Consider the following 11204-nt stretch of genomic DNA (forward strand, 5'->3'; position numbering starts at 1 on the left):
ATAGTAAATCTATTCAAAACTCTTATTGTGCCTTACCTTGTTGTAAAGCTTTGAATTAAGCATTTTGTTGTAGCCTTCCAGACCCACATGCGCAGCATTCAGAAGCTTAAGTATCTTATAATGCTTCAATGTCATATCAACGACGTGTCTGTCTCTCTTGACTATATAACTCATAAGCTGATCTACCCGTGCAACACCTCTCTTTCTGTCGGAATCGCATAGCATGGAAGTTACCATGAAGCTCAGCAGAAGAAGATGTATCTTCTTGTCGCAATATTCAAGAGCCCACTGCTCCGAGATGTCCTCTCTGTTCTTGAGCATCTTTACTATGACCATCTTGGTATGGTCGATTCTCTTGAACTGATTCTGCGCGGATACGCTCTGGGACACATCCCCGATCCTGTACTCGTACACGAACATATCGAGTGGCAGTATGGATTTTGCCAAGCAGCATGGATATGTCGCATATTCGTGATCCTCGTAGAATACTTTTTCTGCAAGTCTGACTCCATTCTCACGGTAAAACTGTGTTCTATATGTTATTCCATGGAATGTGAGGCTTCTGTCAAATTTTTTCCAGTCTGACATGACCTCTTCCATAGTATATTCTCTGTCGAATTCATCAGGGAAACATCTCCAGTTCTTTATCTCCCCTGTTGTTATATTGATGGTGTGGTGACATGTCAGAACAACATCCGCACTGGCATTCTCGAGCTTTCCTATAAACTCAGGAATACTCTCTGTGAGAAACCAGTCGTCGGCGTCAAGCACCTTCATGTATCTGCCCCTGGCCTTCTCAGCTCCGGCATTTATCGCTGAGCCATGTCCTCCGTTCTCCTTATTAATAAGTGAATAGCTGTCAGGATACTTCTCAATGTACTCCTCACATATACTCTCACTGCCGTCTGTCGAGCCATCGTTTACCACTATCACGTCTATTTTGTCCATAAGCTCCGGAACAACAAGTGATCCAAGACATTTGTCAAGATATGGCTTGCTGTTGTAGGACGGAATTATCACACTTAATATTTTTTCACTCATTTCTTCTTCCCTAACCTGTTCTCATCTATTCCCTTCATAATAAGTCTGAAGGCCTTAAACCATGATATATCACTGTCAAACTGATGTCTCTTCCTTATACTGTAATACGCTGCGTACAATACCGCCGGTACATAACCCATGATGTATCTTGTCGTATTACCTCTGTTTATGAAAAATTCTTCGTTATACCCCTTAAACCATGTTGACTTTGTCTGCGCAACATCCGCTATGACAAATGGTACATAATATATTGCAAGTCCGTTCTTCCGGCAATCCGTGAGGAATCTGAATTCCTCTTCAGCTCCGTTGCCCGAGCCCGCACCCATGCGCTCATCAAAATATACATTATTATTTACTATGCTCTCTCTCTTGAATGATATCTGCCAGGATGCCACATGCATGAGATCCAGATATCCAAGCTTCTTAGGCATGTCGCCCCAATGGGCAGGTCTGTTGCCTATGTTGAATATGATGACATCCGCCTCTGGCAGATCTCTGTACGCAGTCAGTATCCCTTCTTCGTAATTCCTGCTGAACACCTCATCGTCATCACACAGCAGACACACATCCGCCTCGGAATGCTTTATAGCATAGTTCCTGCTCTTGGTAAGACCCTTGTCATTCACCGAAAAAATTCTTGTCTTATGTCCGTTCCTGTCATATTCATTGTACCCATCATATCCACACTGGTTGACTATGATCGTGTCGGACTCTATATGGGATTTCGTTATGATATCCTCATCCTGAAGGTTCATACACGAAAGCAGTATTTCTAGTCTCATATGTCAAACACCCATTTCTATCTGATAAAGCCCTAAAAAAGGGCATAATTAACAAAGACCGCAGAAAGCGTAGTTTACTTACTTATACAACGTCTCTTTTAAAAAGTCAATACATAGAAAAGAGCACCGGCAAATCTACATCTGATTATATATAGTATTTGTCGGTGCTCTGCCGCTTTATGTTATTTATATTTTGGAATTAGTCATTATATCCATTTGGATTCATCGACTGCCACTTCCATGAATCAGCACACATCTCGTCGATTCCGTACTGAGCCTCCCAGCCAAGCTCCTTCTTGGCAAGTGAAGCGTCTGAGTAGCATGTTGCAATATCTCCAGGACGTCTCTCCTTGATCACATATGGAACGTCATGTCCACAGGCCTTGCTGAACGCCTTGATAACATCAAGGACACTGTAACCATTTCCTGTTCCAAGGTTGTATACCTTAACTCCAGGATTCTCCTTGATCTTGTTGATAGCCTTTACATGTCCAACTGCAAGGTCTACTACATGGATGTAATCTCTCACACCTGTTCCATCCGGTGTGTCGTAATCATTGCCAAATACGCCAACGCTCTGAAGCTTTCCGATTGCAACCTGTGCAACATATGGAAGAAGGTTGTTAGGAATACCCTTTGGATCCTCTCCGATAAGTCCGCTCTTATGAGCTCCGATTGGGTTGAAGTAACGGAGAAGAATTACATTCCACTCTGGATCTGCTGTGTGGAGGTCTGTGAGAATCTGCTCGATCATCCACTTTGTCCAGCCATATGGGTTCGTAGGTGTTCCCTTTGGGCACTCCTCCGTGATAGGGATAAATGCAGGATTGCCGTATACTGTAGCTGATGATGAGAAGATGATGTTCTTGCATCCGTTCTTTCTCATAACCTCGCACAGATTAAGAGTTCCTGTGATGTTGTTCTGATAGTACTCAAGTGGCTTTACAACTGATTCACCAACTGCCTTGAGTCCTGCAAAATGTATTACACAGTCAGGCTTCTCATCTGCAAATATCTTGTCCATAGCTTCCTTGTCAAGGATATCTGCCTTGTAGAATGTGAGATCCTTTCCTGTTATCTCCTTGATTCTGTCGACTGCCTTCTCGCTGGCATTGTAAAGGTTGTCGAGAATTACTACCTCGTAGCCTGCATTAAGCAGCTCAACACATGTATGACTTCCTATATAACCTGCTCCGCCTGTTACCAAAATTTTCATAATGTTTTCCTCCTTTATGATACTGTGACTCATAACCATCTGCCAGACACCTGTGCTTTTGGGGGCACTGTTAATGTCTTGCGCAAATGTCGATCACCAGTTTATAAACATTTTTATTTTGCAATGACGTTTTCTCCAACACTATACCACTACATCCTGTTATGCACAATAAAATGTGGCATTAATAAATATTAGTTATGGAATACGTCTGTCACAGATACACATATATTATTGCATTTTTAGTGCACACTATATTACTGTGCATTCACATAATCTACGAACTTGAGGAATGCAGCCTTTCCAGCCTCATCTCTCTTGTAAACGCCTGCACACTCAAGGATCTTTGCGAATACATCGCCGATCTCATCCTGAAGTATCTTGTGTACGTTGTCTGCATTTATGTCGTACTTTCCAATGAAAGTCTGTACCCAGTCGTAATGCTTTGCTATATTCTCATGAGCCTTGATGTCTCCACCTGCCACAAGAACCTCTGCCAGCTCTTCCATCTCGCCCTTGAGTCTTGCAGGAAGGACCGCAAGTCCCATCACCTCGATGAGTCCGATGTTCTCCTTCTTGATGTTGTGATACTGCTCCCATGGATGATAGAGACCAAGTGGATGCTCCTCTGTGGTGATGTTGTTACGAAGGACTAAGTCCATCTCGTACTTGCCATCTCTCATTCTTGCGATCGGAGTGATGGTGTTGTGAGGCTCTCCGTCTGTCTCCGCGAATATGTACGCATCCTCATCTGTGTAGCCTCTCCATGCGCCGAGAATCTTGTCGGCAAGCTCTATGATCTTGTCTGGATCCTCTCCGTCAAGTCTGATGACTGACATAGGCCACTTCACGATTCCTGCCTCAACATCCTCATATCCTGCAAATGTAATCTTTGTCTCAACAGGTGCCTTTGTCATGGCAAATGTATAACGTCCGCCCTGGAAGTGATCGTGTGTGAGGATAGATCCACCTACTATAGGAAGGTCTGCATTTGATCCCAGGAAGTAATGCGGGAACTGTCCAACAAATGAAAAGAGTTTCTGGAATGTAGCCTTTTCTATCTTCATAGGGATGTGCTGTCCGTTGAACACGATACAGTGCTCATTGTAGTATACATATGGAGAATACTGGAATCCCCACTTGCTACCATTTACCTCTATAGGAATGATCCTGTGATTCTCTCTTGCTGGATGGTTGATCCTTCCCGCATATCCCTCGTTCTCCATACACAGCTGGCACTTTGGATATGATGACTGTGACATGGTCTTAGCAAGGGCAATCATCTTCGGATCCTTCTCAGGCTTTGAAAGGTTGATGGTGATGTCGATATCACCATACTCTGTAGGCTTTACCCACTTGATATCCCTTGCAACTCTGTATGTTCTTATATAATCTGTTGCTCTGCTGAGCTTATAATAGAAGTCTGTCGCCTCCTCTGGGGACTTTGCATACTTCTCTCTGAACGTCTTTATGATCTGGCTTGGCTTTGGAACCAGCGCATTCATGATCTTCGTGTCGAACAGATCTCTGAGGACAACTGAATTCTCTGCGATAAGTCCATTCTCAACTGCGTAATCCAGAATCCCCTTGAGACACTCCTCAAGTTTTTCCGGTGTATCTATAGCTGGCACCTCACCCGGCTCCTCGTAGCTGTCCTTCTTCAGCATCTCGAGGATGGTGTTGGTCGTATATATTCTATCCTCTTCCTCTATCAGCTCATTTGCAATTCCGTACTCAACGAGCTGCTTGATATTTGTATCTATCATGGTTGTAACCCTTCTTTCCTTATATCTATTTCTACACTCTCTTCTCCGCAACGAGACGGGAACACCAGCCATTAAAGTTCGCTTCCAGCGAAGGCTGGTGCTACATAATAATTTTTCTACGAAAAATTATCACATTTACTCAACTACCTTGATTCCGCCGTAAGGTCTTACCTTGAGGACGTGGCATGCGCCCTCTCCGAAGATCGACTCGATGTTCTTCTTGTACTCAGCAACAACCGCATTCTTGACAAATGCCTGGATGGTTCCGGCAAATCCGCCGCCGTGTACTCTGCACACACCATCCTCGCCGATGAACTTCTCTGAGAATCCAAGTGCTATTGATACGTTCTGTGTGAGCGGATCCTTTGCACTGTATATATTCTGAAGAAGCTTGAATGATGAATCTCCGCTTCTCTTTATAACATCGAGGAAATGGTCAAATTCCTGATTCTCAAGTGCTGCAACACCCTCTGCAACTCTGTCCTGCTCTGTGTAGAAGTGAAGCGCACGAAGGACTGCTCTGTCATTCACCTTGCCGCTGGCTCTCATCTCACCAACCTTGCTGATGAAATCCTCCTCTGAAACTCTGCTGAGGAGTTCCTCGCCGAAGTAATTTGCAACCTGCTTCATCTCTGCAGGGATTGCTGCGTAGTCGTCTGTGAGGTCTGCATGTGAACCCTTTGTGTCAACGATACACAGGCTGTACTGGTGAGCCTCAAAGTCAACTGGGACCTGCTTGATGACAGGATTAGCCTTGTCGAAGAAGTCGATATATATAAGTCCTCCGACTGCACATGCCATCTGATCCATAAGTCCGCATGGCTTGCCGAAGTATACGTTCTCTGCGTACTGTCCTATCTTTGCAACATCAACTGATGAAACCTTCATGTCATTGTAGAGGCCTGAAAGGATAGTTCCTATAAGGCTCTCAAATGCTGCTGATGATGACATTCCAGCTCCCATGAGCACATCGCTTGTCACAAATGCTGTGAAACCGCCTACCTTGAATCCGTAGTCTCTGATTCCTGCAACAACGCCCTTGATAAGCGCTGTTGTTGTTCCCTCAAGTGCAGGATCCTGCTCGATATCATTTACATTGATAACTTCCTTAGGCATATCGTCTGACACAAGCTCGATCACGCCGTCCTCTCTAGGTGCCACAATTGCTATGGCATCAAGGTTGATCGATGTAGCAAGTACATGTCCGTTCTGATGGTCTGTATGGTTTCCACACACCTCGCTTCTTCCGGGAGCGCTGTAGATAGCAACCTCCTGATCTCCGAATAACTCTGTAAATTTATCAAGAGCTTTTACATATCTTTCCCTGTTGTATGGGATCATATCCTTGTCGAGATAGATCTGTGCAAGCTTCTCGTCAAACTCTCCACCTGCGATAATTTCCTTTAATTCTGCGATTTTCTTCATTGTCTGTAACTCCACCTTTCTCCATCTTTTTATATTTTTTTCTTAATGTCCGTTATTTTGTTGTCCATATTGCGCACATTTTCTGCGCTACGCCGTTGCGCTTCTTGCTTTGTGAATATAATTCTATAACAATATACAGATTTTGAACATGGCATAGCGTTGCAAATATATGTCCATTTGTTAGATTGTTTTTTCTGGCGGAACATATTATTGTATGGATAATCCGGTTGAATGTATGTTATACTCTTATATATTATAATGAGAGAACGAGTTCATATGCCTTCATTACAGAAACGTTCAGATCTTATAAATTTAGAACAGTACGAGAATCTGTATATGGACTTTGCCAAAATCTCCTGAAGATGATCAGATCAATTTATGAAGTTACTTTATTAAGAAAATGCGGAGTTTGTAAAATGGAAAATAAGATCGTAATGGAATTCCCCCAGGAAAATGACACAGACCTCTACCTGAATGTGTTCGGACACTCAATAACCGAACCGCTGCACAAGGCAGGCCCTGCGGTCAAAACATTCTACCTTATACATTTTGTACTTGAGGGGGAGGGCGACTTCTATGTAGGGAACGCACACTATCATCTGAAAAAGGGTCAGGGATTTCTGATTGAGCCGGACACCCCTGCCACATATATATCAGACGAACACCATCCATGGCGTTATGTATGGTTCGGTTTCTCGGGCAGATGCGCCCAGGACACGCTGAGCAGTATCGGGCTCACCCAGAACCAGCCTATATTCACCTGCGAGGATGGCGACAAACTGAAAAAGTACGTATTTGATATGCTTGCTCACAACACCTCGGATCACGCAGACCACTTCAGGCTCATGGGCATGCTCTACCTCGCTCTGTCTGTCATCGCAAATGCACAGAAAGACAAGCTGGAGACTCCATCCGGAAACGCATATGTGAACCATGCCATATCATATATCCAGAACCACTACAGTATGCCAATGAAGGTGGAGGAGCTGTCTGACTACGTTGGAATCAACAGAAGCTATTTCTCTGACCTGTTCAAGCAGTACACCGGGATGAGTCCTGTGAAATACCTGCAGAATTTCCGCATAACAAAAGCCCAGCATATGCTTACCATATCTGAGCTTTCTATAGAAAGTATTGCATTTTCATGCGGCTACCAGTCCGCCGAGGCTTTCCACAAGATTTTCCGCAAGACCACCGGCATGTCGCCCAATGCCTACCGGCAGGAGAAACGCCAGAGAACCATCTCCAACCAGGAAACCATGAACAACAACCGGCCGGATTATATTGATACAGATGATGATTTTTAAAATTATCTCCAGTGGCAAAGGCACCAGACATTATTACTGTATGCTAACCAAAAGTAAATCAATGCCATCAGCATATTCTTCTAAAAATCAGCAGGCGTCTGTGTGCAAAATTCTCCAATATGGTGAGCCTGTGATCGTCATCTGTGATATTCCAGAATATAAGTGCTGACACATATTACAAATTCCTACTTTCTTTTCCACCTAATTATCATCATAATAATAGATGCACATACGCACAATCCCCCTACAGCAAATGCCCCAACAGCTATTTCCTGCCACATTTGTGCATTATACAATTCTACCCCCGTAACTATTATGCAAATACCTAATAATGCCATTGCCGTAATCACCAAAGGCATCTTTTTAGTCGCTATACCAACTATTGATACAAGGACTGCCACAACTCCGATGGCAGCCACAACAATTGCCATATTCATATTTTCTTCTCCTCTACTTCTTTTTTGACGGAACCTTTATCGATGTTTGACACGCGACATAGCTCGCACCAGTATTTTTCATTGCTATGTATCTTGTTGTGGTACTCCAGCCATCGTGGACCACCAAAAACGTATACACCTTTCCCGTTCTCATATTCTTATATTCCTTATAACCTACCACTGCAACAGTATGATTATAATAGTATCCATTTGCAATAGAAAACATACACGGATTTCCACTGTCAATTTGTTTCTTCAAAGTTGAATATGTCCACATATAGTTACTGTTTCCAGTGCCTGAAGAATAACCAAATCCCTTTTGCCACGTCCTTTTCACCAAGTTATTATTTTTATTAACTGGCAATCCCCTTTTCTTTGTATAGCCAACATTACCAGAATTAGTCTTATTTTTTCATTGTGTTTTATCCCCCTCTTTAATTATATATAAGTTCAGATCAACTTAGTTTGCAATTCAATAATATAGTATATCTATATTGACGTCAACAAAATATTTTTCTAATATGTTCAGTTACAACGACATCTCTATATGCCGATGAAGGTGGAGGAGCTGTCTGACTACGTTGGAATCAACAGAAGCTATTTCTCCGACTTGTTCAAGCAGTACACCGGGATGAGTCCTGTGAAATACCTGCAGAATTTCCGCATAACAAAAGCCCAGCATATGCTTACCATATCTGAGCTTTCTATAGAAAGTATTGCATTTTCATGCGGCTACCAGTCCGCCGAGGCTTTCCACAAGATCTTCCGCAAGCCCACCGGAATGTCGCCTAATGCCTACCGGCAGGAAAAGCGCCAGAGAACGCTCTCCAGTCAGGAGACCATGAACAACAACAGGCCGGATTATATTGAGATGGACGACGAGCTGTGATCTTTACAAGACCACAGCTCGCTTATCATTTTGACATATTCTATTTATCATAAGCACAATATAAACGCAATTACATGAATCACCAGATCATTGTCGGATGCCACATTATCAGCAATAACAAACACAAACCAAATCTCCTTTGAATCAAACGCATTTATATTTTAAAAAGTGTTAGCAGTAGAATACTTACCATTTCCATACCTTGACTATAGTTCAAGAGATTACATATGTAATCTCTCTTTCTACCATTAACACTATGTTCTGATTTAGGTTAAACTCAATCTTTGTCATTTGCTTCACGATATTATAATCTTTACTAATTTATCTTATAAAGTTCGTCTGGTTGCCTCTCTCCGTGTCAGGGAGTGCAACACCTGCTGCCTTGCCGGCTTCAAAGCATTTGAGCATCCATGCAAGGTTCTTAGCAAGATTCCTCATGGTCTGCATACCCTCCGCATCCAGCTCAGCCTCTCCAGGCACGCGTCCGTGTACAAGATTCCAGTATGTAGAGCCAGCCACCGGCATCTGTGATATTCCAAAGTATTTATTCATCACATCGAATGATGCTGATGTTCCGCCACGTCTTGCTACTGCCACAGATGCGCCCGGCTTATACTCAAACGCTTTCTTGCCACTATAAAATGCCCTGTCCAGGAATGATAATATTCTTCCACTTGGATGAGCATAGTATACAGGTGATCCAAATACGAATCCGTCAGCCTCTGTTGCCTTCTCCACAAATTCATTCACCTTGTCATCATCAAATATACAGCATCCCTTTGCACCACACTGGCCACAGCCTATACAATCTCTTATCGGATCTGCTCCGATCTGGAATATCTCGTAATCTATTCCCTCTTTCTTAAGCTGCTCGCCTACCTCGTAAAGTGCGCGGTATGTATTGCCCTGCGGCTTCGCACTTCCATTCAACATTAAAACCTTCATATTCAGTTCCTCCAATCATTTACACCACTATTTATATGTAACTGTCGATTACTTATCAGCAGTTCTCTTTTCTTTTATATATTTGACTAAAAATATTATCGCCAGTACAAGCAAAACGCTGACACAGAATACCGTCACGCCCAGGGAATACACTGACTTTTTTATCAGCTTAGCCACCACAAATACTATAGCCAAAATTACAAATAATATTGATTTGTATAAATTGCTGCTCACGTTTTATCCCTCCATGTTAATTTCCACCGCCACACACACATGGCAGTTTCTTCTATATTATATATACACTTAATGATAAATTTTTTCCAGCTATTTATCACCGCCTGATCGACTTCCTGTACTCCATAGGAGACATTCCTTTTTCTTTTTTAAACACCCGGCTAAAGTAAAGCGGATTATCGTATCCAACTATCTTTGCTATCTCTGTCATGTTGTAGTCCGAGCTCTCGAGAAGCATCTGGGCGTTAGCTATACGCTTTGACATGATGTACTGTGTGGGCGTGGTTCCGATGCGCTGTCTAAAGTTCCGTATGAACCAGCTCACGCTCATGTTGTGCATGCTTGCATAGTCCTCCACAAGTATTCCCTCGTTATAATGCTCACTAAAATATGCCGCCGCACGGTCCATCTCCTCTGCCATGGCCGACACAGTTTTGGAATCATCCTGCCCCTGCTGCCTGTGAGCTGAGATAAGCATCTGTCTGAATATGTATTCCAACATCTCCTCATAGTCATCCCGGCAGAGCTGTAGCTCCTGTATCATTTGCCTGAACAAAATTCTGTACTCAGCATGGTCTCCACCATAGAACATATTCACATCGTCATTTATTCCGTATCGCCTGAGTGTCTGCTTCACCTCTCCCCCGGTAAAATGCACCCAGAACACCTCCGTGTGTTCGTCTCCGTAATACACATACCGTTGCATCTGTCTCGGCCTGTATATCACCATGCTTCCGGGACAGGCGATCACATCCTGCCCATCTATCTCAAAATGTGCCTTTCCCGCCGCCACATATATGAGCTGATAATCCTTACGCCCCTTAGGTCTGTAGGTCGTAAACTCTTTCTGTGTATACAGCTTGTACGTTCCGCAGCTTGTGACTATGAGCGGTCTGCTCTTGTCCACTATGTCGAGCAGTGAGTTGTGAAGATATGCTGAGTTTGTATACATGTGTGGCTCCTTTCTATATGGCAAATCACACTATTATTTCACTATTTTTACACTATTTTGAAGCGTGTGCAGACACATCCTGTATGCTTTATACTTTTTCTTTTGTCTGTTCAGAGACTTCACCCTGCAAGCGGACTTGCAGGGTGCGGTGTATCCGCCTTATAAAACTAGAATGTGCATATTTTGTCTCATTATATGTATGGACTTTTCATG

12 protein-coding genes are annotated in these 11204 nt (G+C 43.2%); 2 read left to right on the forward strand and 10 right to left on the reverse strand.

The annotated features are described in order from the left end of the window. Positions 1-9: 9 nt before the first annotated feature. The 5 genes from DXB91_RS04810 to DXB91_RS04830 all read right to left on the reverse strand — a co-directional run bounded on the left by DXB91_RS04810 (position 10) and on the right by DXB91_RS04830 (position 6227). Positions 10-1041 carry a glycosyltransferase family 2 protein gene (locus tag DXB91_RS04810; protein WP_117874410.1) on the reverse strand — a complete coding sequence of 344 codons (1032 nt, stop codon included), beginning with the start codon at positions 1039-1041 and terminating at the stop codon, positions 10-12. Further along, complete coding sequence (locus DXB91_RS04815; protein WP_242849669.1) at positions 1038-1823, reverse strand: glycosyltransferase family A protein; 786 nt, start codon at positions 1821-1823, stop codon at positions 1038-1040. The genes DXB91_RS04810 and DXB91_RS04815 overlap by 4 nt, the downstream gene beginning before the upstream one ends. A gap of 199 nt (positions 1824-2022) precedes the next feature. Further along, positions 2023-3039: a UDP-glucose 4-epimerase GalE gene (gene galE / locus DXB91_RS04820; protein ID WP_022217011.1), complete on the reverse strand. Its 1017-nt coding sequence runs from the start codon at positions 3037-3039 to the stop codon at positions 2023-2025. A 254-nt stretch (positions 3040-3293) separates the two neighbouring features. Then, positions 3294-4802, reverse strand: coding sequence for a UDP-glucose--hexose-1-phosphate uridylyltransferase (gene galT, locus DXB91_RS04825; RefSeq protein ID WP_055280173.1), 1509 nt, complete (start codon positions 4800-4802; stop codon positions 3294-3296). Between the two features lie 135 nt (positions 4803-4937). Beyond that, on the reverse strand, positions 4938-6227 hold the full coding sequence (locus DXB91_RS04830; RefSeq protein WP_118016951.1) for a galactokinase: 1290 nt from the start codon (positions 6225-6227) through the stop codon (positions 4938-4940). Between the two features lie 416 nt (positions 6228-6643). On the opposite strand from DXB91_RS04830, the gene DXB91_RS04840 reads away from it, so the two are divergent. Next, positions 6644-7534, forward strand: coding sequence for an AraC family transcriptional regulator (locus DXB91_RS04840; RefSeq protein WP_118016952.1), 891 nt, complete (start codon positions 6644-6646; stop codon positions 7532-7534). Between the two features lie 185 nt (positions 7535-7719). On the opposite strand, the gene DXB91_RS04845 is transcribed toward DXB91_RS04840, so the two are convergent. Further along, positions 7720-7971 (reverse strand): hypothetical protein, encoded by a 252-nt coding sequence (locus DXB91_RS04845; protein ID WP_055222234.1) that lies wholly within the window; start codon positions 7969-7971, stop codon positions 7720-7722. Positions 7972-7984: 13 nt separating this feature from the next. Further along, the gene (locus tag DXB91_RS04850) at positions 7985-8197 is read right to left on the reverse strand and encodes a hypothetical protein (RefSeq protein WP_015534587.1); all 213 of its coding nucleotides are present in this window, start codon (positions 8195-8197) and stop codon (positions 7985-7987) included. A gap of 321 nt (positions 8198-8518) precedes the next feature. Between DXB91_RS04850 and DXB91_RS04855 the strand changes: the two genes are divergently transcribed. Beyond that, on the forward strand, positions 8519-8860 hold the full coding sequence (locus tag DXB91_RS04855; RefSeq protein ID WP_243003519.1) for a helix-turn-helix domain-containing protein: 342 nt from the start codon (positions 8519-8521) through the stop codon (positions 8858-8860). 321 nt (positions 8861-9181) lie between these two features. Here the strand turns inward: DXB91_RS04855 and DXB91_RS04860 are convergent, their stop codons facing one another. From DXB91_RS04860 to DXB91_RS04870, 3 genes are all read right to left on the reverse strand, one after another. Further along, entirely contained in the window at positions 9182-9805 is a 624-nt protein-coding gene (locus DXB91_RS04860) for a flavodoxin family protein (protein WP_118016954.1), read from the reverse strand. Positions 9806-9853: 48 nt separating this feature from the next. Next, a complete protein-coding gene (locus tag DXB91_RS04865; protein WP_055272143.1) occupies positions 9854-10039 on the reverse strand; it encodes a hypothetical protein in 186 nt (61 codons plus the stop codon). A 97-nt stretch (positions 10040-10136) separates the two neighbouring features. Further along, the gene (locus DXB91_RS04870; RefSeq protein ID WP_118016955.1) at positions 10137-10991 is read right to left on the reverse strand and encodes a helix-turn-helix domain-containing protein; all 855 of its coding nucleotides are present in this window, start codon (positions 10989-10991) and stop codon (positions 10137-10139) included. Positions 10992-11204 lie beyond the last annotated feature (213 nt).

The organism is Coprococcus sp. OM06-34AC, from assembly GCF_003462545.1.
Taxonomy (GTDB): Bacteria; Bacillota; Clostridia; order Lachnospirales; family Lachnospiraceae; genus Coprococcus; species Coprococcus aceti.